Here is a 23727-nt window from a genome sequence, read left to right as displayed (position 1 = left end):
CATCCGTCAGTAGCTCGAATAGAGTCGCACCGGCGACGGCGAGAAGCCGCCGCTGTCCTTGCGTGCGTCGAACGCGTAGCGCACGTACAGCAGCCCGGCGCTCGGCGCGTAATCGTGCGCGTGGTCGACATCGAATCGCGCGCCGATTGCGAGCCGCCCGTTCACGCGATACTCGGCAACGCCCGCGAACCCGTACCAGAACGACACGCCGCGCGTCGAGCCGCGCGAGAACACCGGGTTGCCGAGCGCCTGCGCGGACTTGACGAGCGCCGAATCCGGCAGCCCGTTCGGGAAATACGGCGAATCGCGCTCGAACGAGTTCGACACGCCGACCGTCGCGCTCACGTCCCACGTAAACGCGCCGCGCCGCCCCGCCCATTCGATCGGCATGCCGATCGACAGGTAGCGCTGCGGACTGTAGTAGCCGCCCTGCCCGTACGTGTAGTAGCGCAGGTTCTGCGCGTAGTGCCACGCGTTGCCGACGAGCCCCGCGCTCACGCGCATGTCCGCGCGCCGATAGACGGGCGTCATGAATCCGGTGCGCAGCGTGACGGCCGCGTTGCTGGCGACGTTGCGCCCAGTCAGCCGCGCGGCGGCGAGATCGGCGAACAGGTTCACGCGGCCGATGTCGGCGGACGCATGCATGCCGACGCCGTCGCGCCGCACGCCGCCCCACGTCGCGCCCGTCCATGGATCGCGCAGCCCCGCGTACGACAGCACGCTGCCCGTCTCCGGCCGCCGCGACGCGCTGACGGAGAAGCTCGCCGGGCCCGCGTCGAACCGGTAACGCACGCCGACGACGACGTAATGCACCGGAAAGCCGAGCGGCGTCGTGCCGACGTCGACGCGCCACGCGTCGTTGCGGTAGCCGATGCCGCCGCCGACGCCCGTCGCGCGCTGGCGCAGCGCACCGCCTGGCGCGGCGGACGCGTCGGCGAGCGCCGGATGCGTCGCGAACGTGCCGAGCGCGTACGCTTTCGGATCGCTCGTGTCGAGCGTGCCCGCATCGAGCCGCACCGCGTCGAGATGAACGAACGCATGGCCGTCGTAGCGATACGGGATCTGCAGATAGACGGGCACCTGATGCGCGCGATACGCGGAGACGCCCTCGTCGCCGGACTTGTACGCGGGCAGCCAGCCCGCTTCGATCTCGGGATCGCGCCGCTGCTGCAGGTCGGCCCATGCGGCCTGCGCGGGCGTCGCGCCGTCGCGGCGCGGCGCGGCGCCCGCCGCGCGCTCCTGCGCGAGCGACTGCCGGTACAGCGACGCCGCGTCGTCGTAGCGGCCGAGCGCCTGCGCGACCCGCCCGGCCGCGACCGTCACGTCGGCGCGCGCCGGATACGCGGCGCGCAGCGTGTCGGCCAGCGCGGCCGCCTCCTGGGCGCGACGCAGCGCGGTCAGCCGGCGCAACGCCGACAGTTGCGTGTCGACGTCGTCGGGCGGCGTGCGCGCGAGCACGTCGCGCACGAGCGCGAGCGCGCGGGCGTGCTCGCCGTCGTCGTCGAGGATGCGCGCGAGCGCGAGCTGCGCGTCGGCATCGTCGGGCGCACGCGCGAGCACCGGCGCGAGCGCCGCGCGCGCGGCGTCGTAGCGGCCCTGCGCGCGCGCCAGCTCGGCCACCTCGAGCGCATAGCGGCGATCGGCCTTGCCCGCCGGGCTCGCGCGATCGAGCAGGCGCCCGGCGGCCTCATAGTCGTTGCGATCGAGCGCGTCGTCGGTTTCGCGCAGCACGAGCCGCAGCGACTGATCCTCGAGGCGCGCGGCGTGTGCGGCGTCGAGCGGCGCGCCGCTGTCGCGCAGCGCGCCGAGCCATGCGGCCAGCGCGTCGTCGCGCTGCGCGCCGCCGAGCAGATCGCCGTAGCGCAGCCGCACGCCGGCGTCCGCCTGCCGCGGATGCGCGGCGATCCAGTCGCGCAGCGGCGCGAGGCCACGCTCGACTTCGCCGAGGTCGATCCACTGCGCGCCGACGGCCGCGAGCAGGTCCGGATCGTCGGACGCGGCGCGTTGCGCGCGGTCGAGCGCGGCGTCGGCCGCCGCGCGATCGTCGCGCGCGAGCGCGGCCCGCGCATCGGCGAGCGCCGCCTCGGCATCGAGCTTGCGCGCGAACGCGCGCATCCCGTCGGTGCGGCTCGCCTCCGGAATCGTCGCGAACACGGCCTGCGCGAGCGCGACGTCGTCGAGCGAGTTGCGATAGAGCGCAGCCGCATAGCGCATGTCGGCCGCGTCCGACGCCGCGAGCCCGTCGTCCATCACCGCGCGGCCGAGCTGCGGCAAACCCATGTCGCGATACAGGCTCGCGAGCGCGAAGCGGGCCCACGGCGCATCAGGCGCGATGCGCAGCGACGCCTCGTAGCGCTGCGCGGCCGGCCCGCGCTTGCCCGCCGCCGCGAGCGCGTCCGCCTGCTGCGCGAGCAGCTCGGCGCGCAGCCGCGCGAGCGCCGCGCGATCGTCGGCCGCGGCGAAACGGCTTTGCAGCGCATCGACGAGCGGCCCGAACGCATCGGCGCGGCCGGTTTCCTCGTATAGCGTGCGCATGCTGCGCGCGGCCGACACGCTCGGCGCGCGCGCGGAGAGCAGCGCGCGCAGCAGCGGCTCCGCCGCGCGCCAGTCGCGTCGCGCGAGCAGCGAATCGGCGAGCAGCAGCTTCGCGTCGGCGTTGTCCGGCTCGAGCGCGAGCGCCGCGCGCGCGGCGCGCTCCGCGTCCTCCGGCCGCCCTTGCGCGGCGGCCGCGCGGCCCTGCGCGAGCGTGCCCCAGAAGCGCGCGGTACCCGCGAGGCTCGTCCATTTCTCGCGATTGTCCGGCGCGAGCGCGGCCGCGCGCACGAACAGCGCGCGCGCTTCGTCGTGGCGGCCCTGCCGCAGACGCAGCAGCCCGAGGCCGCCGACCGCGTCCGGGTCGCCCGCGCGCGCGGCCGCGGCGCGCGCGAGAAGCGGCTCGGCGGCCGCGAGATCGCCGCGCGCGAGCGCCTGCAGGCCGCGCTGCTGCGCGATGTAGTCCGGATCGCGTTCGAGGCGAAGCCGCGCGTCGCGCTGCTGCTCGAGCGCGGCGGCGTCGCCGCGGAACTCGTCGTCGTCGGGCACGAACGTCAGATACGCGCGGAATGCGTCGAGATACGCGGGATCGCGCCCCGCCGACTGCAGCACGCTGCGCCACAGCGAGAGCGACGCGCGCCGGTCCGTGTCCGGCCGCGCGACGAGCGACCATGCGAGCCGGTTCGCCTGCGCGCGCGTGTCGCCGCGCTGGTTCAGCAGCTTCGCGAGCACCGTCGCCGCGTCGACGTCCGCCGGATCGGCGGCGACGGTCCGGCGCAGCGCGTCGATCGCGCGCGCGCGGCCGTCGGGCGCGCTCGCGACGATCTGGTAATACTCTGCGCCGAGCGAGCCCGCCGGCGCGCCGTGCGGAAACAGCGCGACGATGCGGCGAGCCGCTTCGTCGCCGCGCCCGCTGCGCGCGAGCAGGCGAATCTGCGCCATCTCATCGCGGCCGCTCGTCGCGACGCGGTATTCGTCGTCGACCTGGCGCGTCACGAGCGCGCCGGGCGCCGCCTGCCTCAGGCGTTCGAGCGACGCGCGCGCGCCCTTCGCGTCGCCGGCGCGCAGCAGGACCCGCGTCTGCCCGGCGAGCAGCACCGGGTCGCGCGGCGCGATCAGCAACGCCTTGCGCAGCGCGTCGCGCGCGAGGTCGTCGCGGTGCTTGTTCGCCCACATGCGCGCGGTCGCGTACAGCTCGCGCGCGGCGTCGGCGTCGGGCGCGTGCGGCGTCGCGACGGGCTGCGGCGTCGCCGGCGCGCCGCGCGGCAAGGTGGGCACGAAGCGGATCGCCGGCGCTTGCGCAGCCGGCGTCGGATACGGCGGCGCGATCGATCGAAGCGCGGCCGGCTCGGGGCCGGCCAGCGCGAACGGCGACGACGCCGCGGCCGTGCGCGCGCGCATCGCGGCAAGCGGCGCGTGCCGATGCGGCGCGCCGGGCGGTGTCGATTCGGTCCGCACGGACATCGCGTCCGACGACGTGCGCGGAATCGACGCGAGCCGCACCGACGATGCTTGCGCCATTGCGACGGCTTGCGTCGGCGCATCCGGCGATATCGATTCGGTCCGCGCGGACATCGCGTCCGACGACGTGCGCGGGCCCGGCGAGAACCACGGCGACAATGCCTTCGCCATCGAGACGGCTCGTCCGGATGCGCGCGGCTCCCCTCCTGCGGGAACGAAAACGGAAGCGAACGATTGCCCCGCCGCCGCCACGGCGAAACCATCCGTCGCCGCGCCAAACGCTAAGCGAGGCGCGGCGAACACGGCAATCGAAGCAACGCCTGCGAGTGCCGCGGCGGTCGCCATCCCGGCGAACCGCGCGCCGCATCGCGCGCGAGCCGCGAGCCGCTTCGCCTTCGGCGCCGCCTTCAACGAGCAGGCATCGAGCACGGCTCGCTCCATCGGACCCGCAGCGTGCCGTCCGCCGCGAACCGGTAACGCCCGTCGCGCCAGCCGAGCCCGAACAGCGTCAGCACGTTCGCGTAGTAGCCGCTCGCCGTCTCGCGTTCGAGCCGCGCGATGCGCGCGACCTGCGCGTCGGCGAGCGCGCGCTCGCCGCGCGCATCGAGAAACGGCACAGCCGCCGCGGAAAACCCGGCGTTGCCGTCGTGCGGGCCGGCTGCGCCCGTCGCCGCATCGACCGTCTCCGGCGGCGCGCCGTGCGCGGCGACGTGCGCGGCGAACGGCGCGAAATGCGCGGCGAGCGGCCGCGCGAGCGCGTCGTCCGCGTCGAGCATGCCCGCCCACAGATAGACGCGAATCGCATTGTACGCGCTCGCCCCGTGCGTGTCGGCGTCCGGCTCGAAGCCGTGGTCCGGGCGGTACAGCGCCCAGTCCGGCGCGAAGCCGTGCGGCGCGCTGTCGATCAGCACGCGGCCGACGCTCGCCGCGAGCCGCGCCCAGCGCGCGTCGCCGGGCAGATGCGCGCCGAGCCCGCGAATCGCCTGCGGCGGCGAATAGCTCGGGTTCAGCCGCCATGCGTCGCGCGCCGGCCGAAAGCCCGTCGGGCCGGGCAGCAGCACGAGGCCGAGCCCCGGCAACGTCGCGGTCTCGTCGTCGAGCACGCGCTTCGCGAGCAGCGCGCCGCGCGCGGTGTAGCTGCGCTCGCGCCACAGGCGCCCGGCTTCGAGCAGCGCGTACGCGATCCACAGATCGGCGTCGGATGCGGCGTTCGCGTCGAGCACGCGCAACGCGCCGTCCGCCGCTCGGCCCCACAGCCACGCGGGCAGATGCGCGGCCAGGTCGCCCTGCGCGAGGTGGTCCTCGGTCCAGCGGAGCAGCGCGTCGAACGCCGGCCGGTCGTTCGCGACGAGCGCGAAGAAGAGGCCGTACGCCTGCCCCTCGGACACGGTCCGCTCGTCGGCCGAGCCGACGTCGATCACGCGGCCGTCGGCCGACACGAAATCGCGCTTGAAGCGCGCCCAGCGCGGCCAGGACGGCGTGCAGGCGGCGGCGCCCGCGGACGCGCGGGCAGGCTCCGCCGGCGGCGATGCCGACATCGATGCCGATGCTGACGCCGCGATCGCACCCGCCGCGTCGCGCAATCCAGCATCGAGCCGCTCGTCATCGCCCCGTGCCCGCTCCGCCGCCCACGCGACGCTTCCCGACATCGCCGCGAGCGCCGCCACCGCGACGCCCGCCGCCACGACGCGCGCAGCCACGCGCCCAAGCATCCGCCGCCCGCGCGACGATCGCCGCTGCGCCGCGCCTGCCCGCGCCTGTCGCATCTCTCGCGCCTCCCCCGCCTCGCGCCCGCCGCGCCCCGCCCGCCGCGCCATCGCGTCAGATCCCCCGCCGCCGCGCGGCGATCCGCTGCAGCGCGCCGAACGCGCCGAGCGCGAGCAGCAGCCCGGCCGCCGCGCCGACGAGGCCGAGCAGCGCCGGATGCTTCGCGACCGCCGTCCACACGCGCGCATACCACGGCACGTAGCCGACGAGATAGGGCTCGCCGACGCGCAGGCTCTCGACGGCGCCCGCCCGCACGAGCGCGACGTCGCCCTGCAACTGCGCGACGAGGCCGGGCTTTTCGAACACGTCGAGCAGATCGCCGAGATGCCGCGCATCGGTCGCCGTCAGCGCGACGACGCTGCGCCCGTCGCTGCCCGGCCGCTCGAAGCCGAACAGCGCGGCCAGCGTGCCGCTCTGCTCGAAGCGCGCGCCGCTGGACGGCGAGCGCGCGTCGTCGCGCCAGCGCTCCTTCACCGAGAACGCCGCGCGCGAAAAACCGCCGCCGGCCGCGCCGATCGCAACGGGCAGCGCGTCGCGCCAGTTCGCCAATTGCGCGTAAGGCGGCGCGCCGTCGATCACGAGCAGATCCTTGTCCGCGATCCGCGGCGCATCGGCCGCCCGCGCGAGTTGCACGCGCAGCGCCGGAAAGCCGGTCCACTGCCCCATGTGGCCGAGCATCGTCAGATACGCCTCCTGCTCGGCGGGCGACGGCCGCTCCGGCAGCACGACCGCGGTCTGCGAAAGATCCGCGTAGCGCGTGAACGGAAAGCCGCTGTTAGCGAAGTACGCGAGGTTCGGCAGCATCGCGTAATGGATGAAGCGCGAGAAATCGATCGTCGAATCGGGATCGATCGCCGCGCGCTGCGGCTCGCTCGCGACGCCCGTGCAAAGCCCCGTCTTCTCCGAATCGAGCGTGAAGCGCAACTGCAACTGGTTCGCGCTGCCGACGCGAAACGCCGGGATGTCGACGTCGTTCGTCGCGCGGCTGTCCGCGCCGGACAGGAGCGGCAACTGCACGCGGCCGCGCGCGTCCTGGCTGCGCGGCGAGAGCCGGTACGACTGCACGAGCTGATCGTTGATCTCGACGGCGAGCATCGAATCGCTGCGCACGGTCGGCGCGGTGTAGCGATAGTGCAGCGCGAGCGGCACGCCCGAGCCGCCCCACGAATGCAGATCGGCGGGCACGCGCAGGTTCAGGCGGATCGGATCGGGCGCGCTGCCGCGCACTTGCAGGTCGGCCGGATTGTCGACGAGCTCGCGCAACGTCACCGGCCGATTCACCGGCACCCAGCGCGGCGCATCGTAGGGCTTGCGCGGCGCGCCGATGTCGATGCGCGACACGCGCGCCCACGGGCCGGACAGCGCGGCGTTGCCGAGCACGAGCGCGTTCGTCGCGGCGTCGACGTCGGCCGCGCTGCGGCCCGTGACGACGAGCAGCTTCTTGTCGGGCGCGGCCGGATTGTCGGCGACGACGAGCATCGGCCCGTCGATCGGCGGCAGCGCGAGCGACGCCGGCAACCGGGCCGCCGTGCCGACGACCACCGCATGATCGCTCGCGGGCAGCGCCGACGACACCGGAAAGCGCGCGTGCCGGTAATCGGCGAGCGCGCCGAACCACGATGCGAGCACGCCCGCGCTGCGCAGCGTCGCGTCGTCGGGCGTCGCGGGCAGCACGAACGGCAGCCGCAGCCGGCTGTTGTCGCGGCGATCGAAGAACGGCGCGGGCAGCAGCGCGAGATCGTTCGGCAGCCGCACCGAAGCCTCGTCGAAGATCAATTCGCTCGTCGGGCTCACGTCGGCCCAAAGCGCCGAATGCTCCGGGTCCTCGCAATGATCGAGCGTGTAGTGCGCGATGAGGCGCAGCTCGATCTGGTTGAAATCAGTGAAGTAGCGCGGATCGAGCGGGATCTCCTGCGTGATCGCGCGGCCCGCGTGAGCGCTGTCGAACGGCAGCGTCGCGACCGCTTCGCCGTTGATCGACACCTTCAGATGCGACACCGGGAACACGAGCGACGGCGAATACGTATACGTGAGCCGCAGCCGCGCGGCCGTGACCATCCGGTCGAGCCGCACGCCGACGTTGACGGTTCGCGCGGTATCGCTGCCGCGCAGGCGCAGCGGCTCGTATGCGCCGAGCGTCGCGAACGGCACGCGGATCGCGGCGCCGGCGATGCCCGACGGCGCCGTCGCGGCGAGCGGCATGACGAGCGGCGCGGAGGCGGCAAGCGGCGCGGACGCGCCGGCCTGGCCGGCGGCGAGCGATGGAACAGGATGAACGAGCGCGGCGGCGATCGCGAATGCGCACGCAAACGTTGCAATCGGCTTCATCGGCGCCGCCGCGCCGAGGCGAAACCGGCCTCGATGCCGGACGACTGGCACTGCCGTGCGTCGATGTCCGTAGCTTCCCCGCGAAAAACCTGGCCTGTTGTCGGCGAACATTGGATTGGCCTGCTGACTGTCTCGAAATCGAGTCGCGCTCAATCGTCCGCGCAGGCGCGAGCGGCCTGCCGGCCGACAGACCGCTTACGGCCTGTGGCTGTCGATTGTTCGCGTGCGTGACCGCGCGCCGTCATCCCGCCCCGAACGGCAACGCCCCCGTCATGCCACGCTGCGGCCGGCGCGCGGAAATCCCCCGCGCGCCGCCCTGCCGGGAAATTCCTCCTGAGCGCGCGGCGCGAACGCAGGCACTGCGATCGCGCGGACGCGCCGGAACGGCATCGTCGGCTTGCCGTTTTTCGGTCTGACGATTTCGATCGCGCGATCGCCGCCCGCCGTGTCCGGCGTTGATGCGAGGCCCGAATGGAGCCGATCGTCAGACTGTCAAAAAGCTGCGAATTATACGGGACATCGCCGCTTAAAAGCGCATGGGCCAGCGCAATTTTTGACGGGAAACCGACGCCGCGGCGCGGCCCGAACCGCCTGAAAACAGGGACGATGCGCGAATCGTCATACGCAAACGAAAAACCGCGCGCACGCAAACGTTGCCGCGCCTACGGCCGCTTCGGCACGCAAGACGCGCCGCGGCAAATCGCCCCTCCCACGCCGTCGCGCGATCTGCTCGCGCCCAGCAACATACAGGATATAAGCTGTTTTTATAAAAAACAGCCCAAACCTTGTAAATTCAACTTACAGCATATAAACTGTTTTCTTCGATTACAGGCAATCCCTTGTACTTCAATCAGGTGCGCGCATGGCCATCATCATCGAACACGAGATCAAGACGCTCGACCAATTGCGGCCCATCCTGCGAGGCTTCCGCAAGGTGGCCGGATTGACGCAAGCGATGCTCGCGAGCCGTCTCGGCGTCACGCAGCAGACGTATGCGCAATTCGAGGCGAACCCGGCGTCGGCGAGCGTCGAGCGGCTGTTCAAGGTGCTGCGCGTCCTCGACGTCGAGCTCACGCTGACCCACGTCCATACCACTTCCGCGAAGCAAGTCACCAAGCAGGCCGCCGCGCCCGCGCGCAAGGCCGCGGACCGGCCGATGCCCGCCCCGCGCGCCGCCGAGCGCACGCCCCGCCCCGCGCGCAAGCGCGCCGCCCCGAAGCAGCGGGAGGACTGGTGAGCGCGCGCCGCGCGCGCACCGCGCGCCTGCACCTGTGGATGAACGGCCTGCCCGTCGGCTACTGGGAGCACGCGCGCGACGGCGAGCGCCTCGTCTACTTCGACGAATGGATCGCGGACCCGCAAGGCCGCCCGCTGTCGCTGTCGCTGCCGTTCACGCCGGGCAACCAGCCGTATCGCGGCCGGCTCGTCAGCGACTACTTCGACAACCTGCTGCCCGACAGCGAGCCGATCCGCCGGCGGATCGCGATGCGCTACAGGACGGACGGCACGTCGCCGTTCGAGCTGCTCGCGACGCTCGGCCGCGATTGCGTCGGCGCGCTGCAGATGCTGCCGCCCGACGAGGCGCCGGACGATCTCGAACGCATCCGCGGCCACGCGCTCGCCGATGCGGACATCGCACGCCTGCTGCGCGACATCACGTCCGCGCCGCAAGCCGGCGAGCACGAGCCGCTCGACGACCTGCGCCTGTCGATCGCCGGCGCGCAGGAAAAGACCGCGCTGCTGCGCCATCGCGGCCGCTGGCTGCTGCCCGACGGCAGCACGCCGACCACGCACATCCTGAAGCTGCCGCTCGGGCTCGTCGGCAACCGGCGCGCGGACATGCGCACGTCGGTCGAGAACGAATGGCTGTGCTCGAAGATCGTCGCCGCATACGGATTGCCGGTCGCGCATTGCGACATCGCGCATTTCGACGGCCAGAAGGCGCTCGTCGTCGAGCGCTTCGACCGCAGGCCGTCGAGCGACGCGCGCTGGATCCTGCGCCTGCCGCAGGAAGACATGTGCCAGGCAACCGGCACGTCCGCGCTCGACAAATATCAGGCGGATGGCGGGCCGGGCATCGAGACGATCATGGGCGTGCTCGCCGGCTCCGAGCGCGCGGCCGACCGCTACGCGTTCTTCGCGGCGCAGATCGTGTTCTGGCTGCTCGCCGCGACCGACGGCCACGCGAAGAACTTCAGCATCGCGCATCTGCCGGGCAACCGCTATCGATCGACGCCGCTTTACGACGTGCTGTCCGCGCATCCGGTGATCGGCCGCGGGGCGAACCGGTTGCCGGCGCAGCGCGCGCGGCTCGCGATGGGCGTGCGCGGCAAGCACGTCCATTACCTGATCCACCAGATCCAGCGGCGGCACTGGATCGCGCAGGGCCAGCGCGTCGGCTTCGCGCCGGCCGAAGTCGACGACATCATCGGCGCGTTGACCGCGCGCACCGAGGGCGTCGCCGACGAAGTATCAGCCAGGCTGCCGCGAGATTTTCCGATGGACGTCGCCGATACGATCTTCAACGGGATGCGTCGCCTGAGCGCGAAACTCGCGGCCGGCGCGGCCGCGCGAGCGTCGTGACGACGCGGCGCGGCCGCCGGCGCGCCGCTACGGCGCGAGCGCGTAATCGAGCGGCCAGCGCTGCCGCAGGCAGTCGACGATGTTCAGATCGAGCGACGGCGACGCATACGTCCACAGCGTCCCGCCGCGGTCGAGCCGATTGAGCCGCGCATGCCGGATGCCGGCACCTTCGAGCGGCAGCCCCTGCGTCCGATACCATGCGGCCTCGGCCGCCGCGGCTGGATCGTCGCAATAGAACAGCCATTCGGCGGCGAATGCGTCCTGCATGCGCTCGAGCTCCGCGCACATCGCATCGGACACGGGCGGCAGCCGCCCCGCATCGATCTCGACGCTCGGCCACGCGAGCACCCACGGCCCGCGCGCGTCGTCGTCGACGCTGTGATAGAACGCCGTCTCGTGCGTCGAGTAGTAGTGCTCGAGCATGAAGAACGCCGCGACGAGGCCGCGCGCACTCGGCCCCGTGTACCAGCCGTAGACGTCTTCGTCGACGACGGCCATCGTCGTCGCGCACATCAGCCCCTTGCCCGCAGGCAGGAACGCCAGAAAATTCGCCGGTTCACTCATTGCGCCTCCCCTTCGTCGCGACGATCCGCACGTGTGCGTCGCCCCCCGGCCGCCACCGGTGCCGCCCGCCTGCCGACGGCGACTGCGCGAACATGCGCCGCACGTCGGCGAACGACGCGAGCTTCGCGCAGACCCGTCCGTTCACGCTGTCGCGCGGGAAATCGCCCTGCGCATCGGCGGCGCCCGCGTCGACGACATCCTCGCGCAACATCAAGATGCTTGACGTTCGCGCGCGGAATCACGACGCCCTGCTCGCCCGTCAGTCCGCGCGCGCGGCACAGATCGAAGAAGCCTTCGATCTTTTCGTTGACGCCGCCGATCGCCTGCACGTCGCCGTGCTGATCGATCGAGCCCGTCACCGCGAGCGACTGCCGCACGGGCGTGTCCGCGAGCGACACGCCGCCGCCGCGCTCGCGCGGCAAGTCCTCCTCGAAATCCGCCGACACCTTGAACAGCTCGCAGAAATCCGGGTCGGGCTCGTGCAGCAGGTAGTGCAGCCAGCGATCGCCGAACAGGATCACCTTGACGTCGAGCGGCACGGGCTGCGGCGCGAGCGAAAAGCCGAGCGGCGTGCGGATCAGCGCGACGTTCTGCGCGGCCGCGTCGCTCTCGAACGTCGCGGGAATCACCGCGCGCAGTTCGTCGACGAGCTGCGCCATGTCGCGCTGCAACCGGCACGCGCGCCCGGGCGGCAGGCGCAGCGCGTGCGGCTTGTGCGGATGCGCGAAGTCGTGCACGCAGCACCAGCCGTCGGGGGCCGGCTCCGCTTTCGCGCGTGCGCTCAGGAGTTGGTCGAGCACCGTATGCTTGCCCGCGCCCGCGGGGCCCAGCACGAACAGGTTGTAGCCGCCGTGCGCGATCTCGATGCCGAAGCGGATCGCGTCGACGGCCCGCTGCTGCCCGACGATGCCGTCGGGGTCCGGCAGCTCGGCGGCCGTGGAAAAGTCGAGCTGCGCGGGGTCGCACACGCGGCGCAGCGCTTCGGGAGGCAGACGCAGGGACAGGAAATCGGACATGGCACACGAGCATTATTCGTATGGCGTAACGCTCATGCTGCTACGGTTCGGAGCGTGGCAATTGATCGTAGTCAACGACGCGGGTTTGCGTCGCGCGCCTCGCGGCCGCGCCCGCCCGGCGCGGGCCCGCGCGATTCGATTCAAGTGGGCGTCGACTTGTGGTGTCTCGTGTGCTGCTCGAACAGCCGCCGCACGACGAGGACGATGCCGACGACGACGCAGACGAACACGAACCACAGCGCGAGCACATAGCCGACGAGCTGCCAGAACTCGTCGACGCGCGCCCGCATCACGGCCGCCGAATAGCCGTCCGGGTTGCTCGCCGCGTCGACATACGCCGCCCGGTACAGAAAGAACGACCGGCAGACCGCGCTGTCCGGCTGCTGCGCCGACAGCAGCGAGCCCGCCGGCATCGCGCGCACCCTCGCGCATTCCGGCGCCGCCATCCCGTCGACGATCGCCTGCTCGACCGGATGATCGACGGCCGCGCCGATCCACGTGATGCCGATTGCGAACAGCGCGCTCAGCCCGACTGCATGAATCCACCTGGCCAGCCTTCGCCGTCGACGATGCCCGTCCCCGCGTTCCATTGCATTGCTCCGTTGCGATCCCGCCGACGCACGCGCGCCGGCGAAACTCCGTTCGCCCGAATGCATACTGCGTGCAGTCGAAGCCGGCTGACTTGACCTGGCTCAAATGGAACAGGTCCACCCGCGCGCGCCGCCGCGGAAAAAAACGGGGCGCGCACCGTCGGGCGGCATCGATGCGCGCGCGGCGTCGAATCGCGCGGGCGTCATGCGGGAAATCGAGCGGATTTCGAGCGGATCGCCGCTCACGCGTGCGCCGCGTCGCCCCGGTGCGCGTGTGTCAGATCGTCGAGAAACGCCTGCACGATCGGATCGCGCCGGCCGCCGCGCCGCGTGACCACGTCGAACGTCACGTCGTAGCGCAGCGCGCCGGGATTCAGCGCCTTGAGCAGCCCCTGCTTCACGTACGGAGCCGCGAAATGCTGCGGCAGATAGCCGAGATGATGGCCGGACAGGATCAGCAGCGCGACGGCCTCCATGTTGTCGGCGTGCGCGGTGACTTTCGCGGGCGTCGTCGACAGCGTCACTTCCGGCGACGGATAGGTTCGCCACGCCCATTCGAAATCCGCGACGCCCGCCGCGGCGAGCCGCCCGGCCCGCCGGAAGAGCGGATGACCGCGCCCGCAGTACGCGACCTGACGCTCGATGAAGAGCGGCGCGTACTCGAGCGTCGGCACGCGATGCCAGAAATAGCCGATCGCGATCTGCACGTCGCCGCCCAGCAGCCGTTCCTCGAGATCGCCCGGCGGCCGCACCGAGATCACGAAGCGCACCGCCTCGTCGCGCTGCCGGAAGCGCGCGATCGCCTCGCTCACGCGCGCGTTCTCGCTGATCGGCGTGTGGCCGATGAGGCCGATCGAGAGCGTGCCGACGAGCGTCTTGTCCATGTGCCGCGCTTCGCTCGTGAATTCGTCGACGGCCGCGTACAGCTTCTTCGCGAGCGCGTAGAAGCGCTCGCCCTTCGCCGTCAGCCGAAAGCCGCTGCGCCCGCGCTCGCACAGCCGGAAGCCGAGGCGCGTCTCGAGCGTCGACAACTGCGTGCTGATCGTCGGCTGGCTGACGTTCAGCGTCGATTGCGCGACGCTCACGCCGCCCGCGTCGGCCACCGCGACGAACACGCGGATCAGCCGAAGGTCCAGGTCCGTCAGGGTGCCGAGCATGCGTTCTCCTTGGCGAGCGCCGCCGATGCATCGACATTCATCAATGTGAATGTTCGATCTTCATGATTCAAGCCGCCATTTTGGCGGCGTACAACGCCAACTGTCGTCGTATCTGCATGATACGGCACATTCGATATGATGGAGGAAAACGATGCCGGACCACGACTTTCAGCCGCAAAGCGGCAACGCGATGCCCCGCTTCGCGGGCATCGCGACGATGATGCGGCTGCCGCAGGCGGCGAGCGCCGCGGGGCTCGACGCGTGCTTCGTCGGCGTGCCGTTCGATCTCGGCACGTCGAACCGGACGGGCGCGCGGTTCGGCCCGCGCCAGATCCGCAGCGAATCGGTGCTGCTGCGCCCGTACAACATGGCGACGCGCGCGGCGCCGTTCGATTCGCTGCGCGTCGCCGACGTCGGCGACGTCGCGACGAACCCGTACAACCTCGCCGATTCGATCGCGCGGATCGAAACCGCGTACGACGAAATCCTCGCGCACGGCTGCCGCCCGGTCACGCTCGGCGGCGACCACACGATCACGCTGCCGATCCTGCGCGCGATGCATCGCAGGCATGGGCGCGTCGGCCTCATCCACGTCGACGCGCACGCGGACGTCAACGACACGATGTTCGGCGAAAAGATCGCGCATGGCACGCCGTTTCGCCGCGCGGTCGAGGAAGGCCTGCTCGACCGCGGGCGCGTCGTACAGATCGGGCTGCGCGGCACCGGCTACGCGGCCGAGGATTTCGACTGGTGCCGCGACCAGGGCTTTCGCGTCGTCCAGGCCGAGGCGTGCTGGAACCGGTCGCTCGCGCCGCTGATGGAGGAGGTGCGCGCGCGCGTGCAGGGCGGCCCCGTCTATCTGAGCTTCGACATCGACGGCATCGATCCCGCGTACGCGCCGGGCACGGGCACGCCGGAGATCGCCGGCCTCACGGTGCCGCAGGGCCTCGAGATCGTGCGCGGCGCGTGGGGGCTCGACATCGTCGGCGCCGATCTCGTCGAGGTCGCGCCGCCGTACGATCCGTTCGGCACCACGGCTCTCGTCGGCGCGAATCTCGCTTACGAGATGCTCTGCGTGCTGCCCGGCGTGAAGCGGCGCGCGCAAGGCTCGCCTGAGCCGCGCATCAGCGCATGAAAGGGCGTCTCCGGCGCACGAATAGTCACGCGACAATAGATTGCGCCTGACCGCCTCCCGATACTGGATGGCGAAATACGGCGGCAATACGACGAGGCCGGCTCGTCATTGATATTGCGAGGGGGTTCTCCACGGCGTTCGCGACGATCATTCCGCGCGCATGCAATCCGGTTATTTGGGACATGAGCGGACATTAGCGATTGTCAAATGATTCTGACGCCAATCCTTGGTTTCGTCTGACGTAAGCTACAATCGCGCGAGCGACCCTTGGTCGTCATGGCTGACCGTCCTCGTGTCACTTTCTTGACGGTCGAACCTGAGAGAAAGGATAACGAAAAATGGTACTCAGACCACCCAAGCTCGGGGAACTGAAATATCGCGATCTCTATGAGGCCGTCCACCGGGGAATGCTCCAGCGTGACCGGCTGTTGATGCTGGACACCCCGCTCGGCAAAAACGCATTGACGCCATTGCGGGCGCGCGGATCGTCCGGCATCGGCGGCGACTACCACTGGACGGTCGATGTGGCGTCGCTGAACGACGACACCGCGTTGCTTTCGTTGATGCACCAGCCCGTTACCCTTTGGATTCAGCAGCGGACTGTGCTGTATGCCGATCCGGTTTATCGTCCGGTGCACGGCTTTGTGCATCAGGTCGGCTATCTGGGCGGGGACGGCGGTCTGTCAACGTACCAGCTCGAATTTTCCTCCGCCCTGATTTTCCTGAGCCATTCCCGCAACGACGAAGGATGGCTCGAAAAAGATGCGCGCGAAATCATTTCAGAAATACTCAATCGGTATCCGCAGCTTCGGGGGCGGTTCCGCTTCGATCTGACGAACGAGCCGGTTGTGCGCTCGTGGTGTCGGCAAAGCGAGTCCGACCTGCATTTCGTCCACCGCCTTCTCGAAGAGGAAGGTTGGTACTTCTATTGGGTGCATGAGCCAACACGCGACGGCGAATCGCCAAAAACGACCCTTATCGTTCTGGATCGCGTGTCGACATTGCCGGCAGCGAAACCCGCTGAATACTATCGAGGCAACACCGACCACGAGGCCGACGGGTTCACGCAATGGGCGATCATGCAGACGATGCAGAGCCTGCAATTCATGTCCCGCTCGTTCGATTACAAACGGCCAACCTCACATTTTGAGGCGAGCAGTGCGCTGCAATCGACGACCTATGTCGAAGACGATGGACGACACCGGTACACACATGGCATTCCGCGCGCCCCGATGACGATCTACGAGCCGACGGCCTACGGTTATGCCGACATGGACAGCGGCGAGACGCGTGCGCATCGCCGCGTGCAAGTCTGGGAATCACGCGCGCGCCGGTATTTCGGCGTCGGTGGTCTACGGTGGCTCGATGCGGGATTGCGGTTCACCTTGAACAACCACCCTCGCCATGCGGACAGTGACCCGGCGAAGCGGGAATTCCTCGTGATCGAGGCGCGCTGGTTTATCGAAAACAACGTACCGATTGGTCAGCAGGTGACCGAATATCCGCGCAGTCTGCGTGCGACGCTGGCCGAGCAACAGGCGGCACACGGGACGCGCTTTTCGACACCAGGGCACGTCGTGGATGGAACGGCGGGATTCTTCGTGATGGAAGTCGAGGCACAGGAGGCGAGCGTCGAATATCGTAGCCCGCTTGTGCATCGGAAGCCGCAGATGACGATTGAGCACGCCATCGTCGTCACACAGAAAGGGATGGAGGCGTGGACGAATGAACGCAATCAGGTCCGCGTGCATTTCGCGTGGGACCGGAAGAATCCAGACGATGCGTTCGGATCGTCGCCGCTGCTGTCGACCATGCAGGCCGACACGGGTAACCGCTATGGTTCGGTTCATGTGCCCAGAGCCGGAGAATGGGTACTCGTCGCTTATTGGGGAAACGATTGCGACAAGCCATTCATTTTGGGGCGCGTCAACGGCGGCACGACCCCTTCGCAATGGCATTCGAATGTGCTGCTGTCGGGATTCCAGTCGCAAGGGTTTGGCGGCACGGGCGCATACAACGCATTTGTCCACGACGATGCCACGCATCAAAGCGGCACGCGGATCATCAGCTACACGGGCAAGAGCTATGCCGCCCTGATGCAGGGCTATCTGATTCAGCAGGACGGCAACACGCGCGGCCGATATCTGGGTTCGGGTTTCGCCCTGCACGCCGACGAGTTCGGTGCGGTTCGCGCGAGCAAGGGCTTGTCGATCAGTACGCATCCGAAGGGCTACGACGACGAGCAGATGAGCGTGGACGAGGCGCGAACCCAGTTGCAGCAGGCGGGCATGTTGGTCGAGTCCCTATCGAGCGCGAGCATGACCGCGCAAGCGGAAACCCTGCAAGCAGGCCAGGACGCGCTCAAGGGGTTATCGAAGGAGATTCAGCACGCGGTATCAGGCTCAACGTCAGGCGGCGTGACGGCGGGCGGCGGCACGGGCAGCGCCAACGGATTTGCGCAGCCCAACATTCTGGTATCGACGCCGAAAGACCTTGCGCTCGTAGCGGATCGATCGGCCCATATCGTTGCCGAGGGCGAGGCGAATATCGTCAGCAACGGCAATACCCATGTTGCGACGGGCAAAGCGATGATCGTGGCGGCAGCGGAAAAGGTCAGTTTCTTCGCGCAGAAACTTGGCGCGTTCTTTGTCACGGCGAAAGGCCCCATCAAAATGTCGGCCAACACCGACAACGTGAGCATCAACGCGGGCAAAGACGTGACGATGAAGGCCAAGCGCATCGTGCTCGATGCCGATGAAATCTGGATCAAGGCCGGTGGTTCGTACACCCGGTGGACGGCTGGCGGCATCGAGGATGGGACGCAAGGCCCGCGCACGGTCAAGTCTGCATCCTTCAGCCGTCAGGGGCCGAGTTCCGTCGCGCAGCACCTGAACAGCTTGCCGCAGGCGAAATTCAATGACCCGTACGTACTGCGAAATCAAATCACGGGCGAAGTAATGAAAAACCATCCGTACGAGATTGTGCGCGACGACGGCACGCGCATCAAAGGCATGACGAACGAATTGGGACACATTGCCGAGCAGAAGAACGAGGATGTCGAGTCGCTGAAACTCCACGCTTTGCGCCCTACTCCGAGCACGGGCGACACGTCGGCATGACATCCCAATTCAAACAAGATGATTAGAGCAATCCACGATGAGCGATAACCCGACTGACAATCCGGGCGGCGTTGCGCCGTCCGATGGCGATGCGGCCGAGCAAGAGGTCGTGCAGGTGATGGGGCGCACTGCCCCGGATGGATCGTCGTACGGCCACTTTACGTTGACGCCAGCGAGCGACACGCGCAGCAAGGAATTGTTGTGCGACGTGCGGCCCATCATTCCGGTGATCTTTCTGCCGGGCGTCATGGGCTCGCTCTTGACGAACACCGATACCGGCGACGAGATGTTCTTCGCACCAAACACGGACGGGATGCTGGGGAACCTGGGCGGACTTCCCGCGCTGCTTGGATTGTGGTTCAAGGGCGCGTCCACGCGCGAAACGCAGTTCGATCCGACCAAGGCGGCGGTGACGCCACATGGGCCGATCAATGTCGGCAAACATGGCGAGAACGATAGCCCGGAGCAGTACGTGGACGAGGCGGAAGCACGCCGCCGGGGGTGGGGGTCGATACACCGGACCAGCTATCACCCGGTTTTGGCTTGGCTGGAAGAACAACTCAATCGCCCTAAGTTTATGGGTAAGCCGCATGGGGTGTGGGTGACGCCCGATTCAACGGGTGAGAAGTGGGCGCTCAAGCCGCTGCTTGGAACCGAACCTGCCGACTATGGGGCGACCGATGCGGGGACGCAGGGCAAGGGTCAAGCGATTGACGAGAAATCGACTGCATTCAATCACTTCGCGAAGTTTCGATATCGGGTCTATGCGATTGGTTATAACTGGCTGCAATCGAACGAAAAATCCGGACTCGATGTAATAAACGGCTCGGATTACAAAGACCCGAAGACCAAGAAGATAACGCGCCTGATGGGCATCAAGGAAATCATCGCAGAGAACCATACCGACAAGGCGATCATTCTGACCCATTCGATGGGTGGACTGGTCGCACGGATGGCGATTGCGATGCACGGCGCGGGGAACCTGATGTATGGGGTGTTTCATAGCGTGCAGCCCGCAACCGGCGCCCCGGTTGCGGCGAAGCGGTTCAGGACCGGAGCCGGTAACGAGGGCGCGTTGAAGGGCTTCATCAACGGCAGCCTGGTCGGGAACAACGCGGCGGAGTTCACGGCGGTTGCAGCGAACGCACCGGGGCCGCTGGAGCTATTACCGATGCCGGACTATCACAAGGGTGAGCCGTGGTGGATATTTGCGCGGATCAATGGCCAACCGGTAATGCAGTTGCCGAAAGGTGGTGATGCATATAACGACATTTACATCAACCCGAAGTGGTATGGACTGGTTCCCGATGCTTCCTTGCTCGATCCTGCTGGCACAGTTAAGGCGAAGCTCGATATGGACGGGCATGGAAAAACGGTACTAGAGAATTTCGGGGAAAAGATGCGAATCGTTGTCGCAAATCAAAGCAAAATAATAGATTCCTATCACGACAAAACATACGTTTCCTATGCCGACGGCGGATTGGAATCGAAATGGAAATCCTCATCAGGTGATAAAAAAGGTAAACCAACTATCGAGCCGGGCGAAAAGCTTGAAGATTTGCTGGGGTGGGGCACGGTGATCTGGACCGGGAATCTGCCTTCCGATGTGACAGAAGAAGAACTGCGCGCAGCGACGTTCTTGCACGTCGATCCCAATTCTGATTCTGGGAAGGGGAACCTGCGCATCTATCTGGAATCACGCAAGTTGACCGTCGAATTCGAAGTGCAAAAAGTGGCGAAGCTTCCGCCCGGTAGCACCACAACCGACCCAAGCAAGAATGGCATCGTTCCCGGCGATGGCACGGTGCCCGTGTGGTCGGCGGAAGCCCCTGCAAACAGTGCTGGCGGCGGTGCGGCTCCGGGTGTACAGATGGTGTTCGATCAAGGCGGCTACGAACATCAGTTCAGCTACAACCATCCGTGGACCCGATGGGCATTGCTCTATAGCATTGTACAAATTGCGCAAGAAGCGCGGGAGCCGTCATGCTGACTCGTATTTCACGAATTCTGATTGTGGTGGTGGGCGTGTGCGCCAACTCGATAACCTATTCCGGGGAACCAACGATGACCAATCCTTTATTGTCCAAACCGCGTCCGTGGTGTGTTGGCCGCTTTGTTTTCGATCGCCCTACGACGAGCGAAATCTCGAACCAACGGTATGAGTACCGGGGAGATAAACTTGAAACTCAGTACAACGTTTCGCTCCCCGAATATAAAGCCAAAATTGAAGCCCGAGAAAAAGAACTTCGCACCATGCAGCGCGTTAATCCCGTTAACCTAAAGGAAAAAACTGGACTCGCTTGGCTTGAAAAATCATTTTCCCCAACAAATAATTCTCGAGTTTTTATTTTTCAAGAAGGCGTAGCAAAATCCTCAAAACTTCCCTTTGATTCCGATATTTATGTTTTCGATGAAAATAAACTTTTTCACGTTGTAGGTGGAATTGGCTCTTCGGCAATTGATCGGGCGGAAGATATTTATAACGATACGGTGCGTCGCATCAAAGCACGCGATAACTGGAAGGTGCCGACGGAGTCAGGCTTCTGTTTCGATGGCGGAATCGTGGCAGGTTCGTCCAAGTACACGGAAGAATTGAGCCAGTCCTTCGCGCTAATGCCGGGGCGTCCAGCGTTACTGGTGATCCAGATGAGGGAGTCCATCAATCAGGATCAAGGGAAGCCACTAACTAAGACATTGCCCGACCTACGTGCACAAATGGATCGAGTCGCAGGCAGTGGGAGCTATCGTATTCTGCGTCAAGGCAAACGCACGGTGGGCGGAATGGACGGCGAAGAAGTGTTATTCGAACTAAAGGACGGCCCGATTACGTCGTATCGTTTCTACCTGCTGGCTCCGGGTGATCCAAGCACGCTCGCGAAGCCGCATACGGCAATCCAATTGTTGCTGGGTTCCCCCTCCCCTGATCTGCCGCCGGATCAAGCAACGTCGCCAGTGGACGAGACTGGCGCACTGCAAACATGGGACACGCTGCTGAATAGCTTGCGGTTGCGTCCGGGCGCGGTTTAAGAGAGCACGACATGCGACGATATGACATCGTGAAAGGCGACCTGACGACAGCCGGCGGCATCGTGCAAAGAGGCGATGGCGGCGACCTGCTGAATGGCCGCGAACAAGCATATGAGCACGATCCTGTGCTGTGCCCGGCGTGTAAAACAATCGGCAAGATTGCGTGTGATGGTCCCCGAATTTCGAGCACGGGGCCGGATGGGCGACAGGCGGCGTTAAGCGACGATCTTTGTATCTGCTTGTGTTCGCCGTCGCCGAAACTGGTGGCATCTCAGTCGGCGTCATATATCGAAGTCTGAATGCTCGACACTTCGAAGCTAGCAATGTGTATCGATTGTTGGCTAATACAGCTCATTGACGGTCCATCAGCGCATCCGCACACGCCCCCCAAACAATTCCGAAACTTTCCCGCCCTATTTCCCCGTGGCAAACGTATGATGATTGCCGCGCATCAAGCGCATCCACATACGGAGACCCTATGAAAAGACTGAAGTACGCGGCAGCGCTGCTGACCGCGGCGGCGATGAGCCCATCGTGGGCGCAAGCGCCAACCCTCGTCGCGCAATCGCACGTAGACGGCGTCAGCCGGGCCGAGCCGACGAAAATCGGCGAACAGCTCGCCGCGCGCCGCGCGTCGCTGCCGACCCTGCCGCGGCCGCTGCCGACGCTGTCCGCCAGCGCGATCCGGCAGGCCGGCACGCGCGCGCCGCTCGCGAAGCGCCAAGCGACGCTCGCCGCAACGACCACCGCAACCGCCGCAACCGTCGCGCCGCCCGTCGCGAACTGCACCGATGTCACGATCGGCGCCGCGTACAACGCGGTCACCGCGCCCGCCGGCCAGGCCGACTGCTTCCAGTTCGTCGCGCCGAGCGCGACGAAGATCGTCGCGTACGTCGTGAGCCTGCCCGCCAACGAGCAGCACGACGCGCATCTCGTGCAAGTCAACGAAGACGGCTCGTGGACAGTGCTCGACAGCCAGGCCGACCTGTCGCCGAACAAGATCGTCGAGGCGGTGCCGAACGGCCCGGTGCGCCTCTTGCTGCTCGTCAGCGCGCAGCAAGGCGCGGGCAACGCGCCGTTCCAGTTCCAGGTGTTCGGCACGACGGGCTATGACAGCTACGAGCCGAACGATTCGATCCTGCATCCGACGAAGCTGACCGGCAACCAGCAGATCAGCGCGAACCTCGATACGGTCGCGGATTTCGATTACTACGCGGTGCAGGTGCCGTCGACACAAACGGCGAACTACGTGACGTTCAAGGGCGCGGGCACGCAGACGGCCGAGCTCGAGACTGCGCCGAACACGTGGGCGACGCTCGCGTCGGGCACGTCGTACAACATCACGTCGCCCGCGGGCGCGACGCTGATGTTCCGCGTCTACGACAAGGGCACAACCGCGCCCGCCGCGCAAGCGTATACGCTGCGCGTGTCGGACGGCGCGGGCACTGCGGGCTTCTATCGCCTCCTCGACAACGAGAACATCACGCATCTCGTGCGCGGCAACGAGAACGTCGCGCGGGTCGTGTCCGCAGGCGCCATCGCGTGGGATTCGACAGGCAACGTCCGCCTGCCGCCCGGCGAGCGCATCTGGTTGCGCGCATACGACAGCGCGGGCCCGAACGGCCCCAACACGCTGCTGACGGAAACGTCGGGCTACACCGACGCGAACGGCAACCTGCTCGTCGATCTGAACGTCGGCGTGTGCCAGGGCGGCGGAACGGTGACGGGCGACTTCAACACGATGTCGGTGCCCTCGGATCGCTGGCGGATCACCTACAACCCGTATGCGTTCGCTGTCGCGTATCTCGACAACGCACAAATCCGGGAGCGGACGTCGATCATCCACTTCACGCACATCTGCACCGAACAGTATCTCGGCCGCAAGTAACAACCGTCAGCGCGAGAAATGCGGCCCGCCTTCGGCGGGCCGCATCGCATCGCGGGTAGGGCCGGCCTGCTGCGCCGACGCAACCGGCGGGCACGCGCGATCGCGACGCCCCGCACGGCGCACCGCGAATCCGCACGCGATCGAGCCCACGCATCGCGCAAGCCCTCATCCCGGCTTGCCGCTCAGTTCCTTCAACCCCTTGATCACGCCGAGCAGCGCGCGGCCGTGCTCTTCGGAGCCGTCCCACGCCTCGACGATCGCCTCGCGCAGCAAATCGTTGTACGGCGCCGACAACCGGCCCGATTGCCGCGTCTCGACACCGTAGAAACTGCATAGCTTATTGAATGATGCGCTCCTGCGCAGCCGACGCCCGCTCGACGACCTGAGTCGCGAGACGGTGGGCTGGCTGACGCCCGAAAGCCTCGCTATTTCGCTGGACGAGCGGGTATCGGCCAATAATCGGCTCAACAGGTCCTGAACAGAAAAATGTCTCTTGGGGGCTTCCATAGCATGCATTATACATATACATTAACGCCTAATGAATTGATCGTCGAAGCTGA

At 67.3% G+C, this 23727-nt stretch carries 16 protein-coding genes; 8 read left to right on the top strand and 8 right to left on the bottom strand.

The features are described 5' to 3' along the window. Nucleotides 1-6: 6 nt before the first annotated feature. Genes WS92_RS06630 through bcsB form a run of 3 tightly spaced genes read right to left on the bottom strand, consistent with a single transcriptional unit; the run spans nt 7 to nt 8088 of the window. The gene (locus WS92_RS06630) at nt 7-4434 is read right to left on the bottom strand and encodes a cellulose synthase subunit BcsC-related outer membrane protein (RefSeq protein ID WP_059932263.1); all 4428 of its coding nucleotides are present in this window, start codon (nt 4432-4434) and stop codon (nt 7-9) included. Then, nucleotides 4401-5810: a cellulose synthase complex periplasmic endoglucanase BcsZ gene (bcsZ, locus tag WS92_RS06625; RefSeq protein ID WP_059932265.1), complete on the bottom strand. Its 1410-nt coding sequence runs from the start codon at nt 5808-5810 to the stop codon at nt 4401-4403. Before bcsZ ends, WS92_RS06630 begins: the two co-directional genes overlap by 34 nt. 4 nt (nt 5811-5814) lie before the next feature. After that, nucleotides 5815-8088 carry a cellulose biosynthesis cyclic di-GMP-binding regulatory protein BcsB gene (gene bcsB / locus WS92_RS06620; RefSeq protein ID WP_059932267.1) on the bottom strand — a complete coding sequence of 758 codons (2274 nt, stop codon included), beginning with the start codon at nt 8086-8088 and terminating at the stop codon, nt 5815-5817. 862 nt (nt 8089-8950) lie between these two features. Between bcsB and WS92_RS06615 the strand changes: the two genes are divergently transcribed. Together WS92_RS06615 and WS92_RS06610 are read left to right on the top strand one after the other, a co-directional pair. Beyond that, nucleotides 8951-9325: a helix-turn-helix domain-containing protein gene (locus WS92_RS06615; protein ID WP_059932269.1), complete on the top strand. Its 375-nt coding sequence runs from the start codon at nt 8951-8953 to the stop codon at nt 9323-9325. Next, nucleotides 9322-10671 (top strand): type II toxin-antitoxin system HipA family toxin, encoded by a 1350-nt coding sequence (locus WS92_RS06610; RefSeq protein WP_059932271.1) that lies wholly within the window; start codon nt 9322-9324, stop codon nt 10669-10671. The genes WS92_RS06615 and WS92_RS06610 overlap by 4 nt, the downstream gene beginning before the upstream one ends. A gap of 27 nt (nt 10672-10698) precedes the next feature. Here the strand turns inward: WS92_RS06610 and WS92_RS06605 are convergent, their stop codons facing one another. The 4 genes from WS92_RS06605 to WS92_RS06590 all read right to left on the bottom strand — a co-directional run bounded on the left by WS92_RS06605 (nt 10699) and on the right by WS92_RS06590 (nt 13998). After that, nucleotides 10699-11235, bottom strand: a complete 537-nt coding sequence (locus WS92_RS06605; protein WP_059932273.1) for a hypothetical protein — start codon at nt 11233-11235, stop codon at nt 10699-10701. Continuing rightward, nucleotides 11232-12251 carry an AAA family ATPase gene (locus tag WS92_RS06600; RefSeq protein WP_059932275.1) on the bottom strand — a complete coding sequence of 340 codons (1020 nt, stop codon included), beginning with the start codon at nt 12249-12251 and terminating at the stop codon, nt 11232-11234. Before WS92_RS06600 ends, WS92_RS06605 begins: the two co-directional genes overlap by 4 nt. Before the next feature lie 140 nt (nt 12252-12391). Beyond that, entirely contained in the window at nt 12392-12841 is a 450-nt protein-coding gene (locus WS92_RS06595; protein WP_009915517.1) for a hypothetical protein, read from the bottom strand. 242 nt (nt 12842-13083) lie between these two features. Beyond that, nucleotides 13084-13998: a LysR family transcriptional regulator gene (locus tag WS92_RS06590; RefSeq protein ID WP_059932277.1), complete on the bottom strand. Its 915-nt coding sequence runs from the start codon at nt 13996-13998 to the stop codon at nt 13084-13086. Nucleotides 13999-14149: 151 nt separating this feature from the next. Here WS92_RS06590 and speB point away from each other — a divergent pair, with 151 nt between their 5' ends. From speB to WS92_RS06570, 6 genes are all read left to right on the top strand, one after another. Beyond that, nucleotides 14150-15133, top strand: coding sequence for an agmatinase (speB, locus tag WS92_RS06585; RefSeq protein WP_059932279.1), 984 nt, complete (start codon nt 14150-14152; stop codon nt 15131-15133). A 338-nt stretch (nt 15134-15471) separates the two neighbouring features. Beyond that, nucleotides 15472-18252, top strand: a complete 2781-nt coding sequence (gene tssI, locus WS92_RS06580; protein ID WP_059932281.1) for a type VI secretion system Vgr family protein — start codon at nt 15472-15474, stop codon at nt 18250-18252. A 37-nt stretch (nt 18253-18289) separates the two neighbouring features. After that, nucleotides 18290-20242, top strand: a complete 1953-nt coding sequence (locus tag WS92_RS06575; RefSeq protein ID WP_059932283.1) for an esterase/lipase family protein — start codon at nt 18290-18292, stop codon at nt 20240-20242. After that, nucleotides 20236-21279 (top strand): T6SS immunity protein Tli4 family protein, encoded by a 1044-nt coding sequence (locus WS92_RS31370; protein WP_231755945.1) that lies wholly within the window; start codon nt 20236-20238, stop codon nt 21277-21279. Before WS92_RS06575 ends, WS92_RS31370 begins: the two co-directional genes overlap by 7 nt. Nucleotides 21280-21290: 11 nt before the next feature. After that, complete coding sequence (locus tag WS92_RS31365; protein ID WP_080595205.1) at nt 21291-21578, top strand: PAAR domain-containing protein; 288 nt, start codon at nt 21291-21293, stop codon at nt 21576-21578. A gap of 179 nt (nt 21579-21757) precedes the next feature. Then, on the top strand, nt 21758-23167 hold the full coding sequence (locus tag WS92_RS06570) for a hypothetical protein (RefSeq protein ID WP_059932285.1): 1410 nt from the start codon (nt 21758-21760) through the stop codon (nt 23165-23167). 165 nt (nt 23168-23332) lie between these two features. Here the strand turns inward: WS92_RS06570 and WS92_RS35620 are convergent, their stop codons facing one another. After that, entirely contained in the window at nt 23333-23674 is a 342-nt protein-coding gene (locus tag WS92_RS35620) for a hypothetical protein (RefSeq protein WP_063534636.1), read from the bottom strand. Between the last annotated feature and the right edge of the window lie 53 nt (nt 23675-23727).

The sequence above is a fragment of the Burkholderia sp. MSMB1588 genome, from assembly GCF_001546925.1.
Classification (GTDB): Bacteria; Pseudomonadota; Gammaproteobacteria; order Burkholderiales; family Burkholderiaceae; genus Burkholderia; species Burkholderia humptydooensis.
This window is presented reverse-complemented; position numbering and strand designations above follow the sequence as displayed.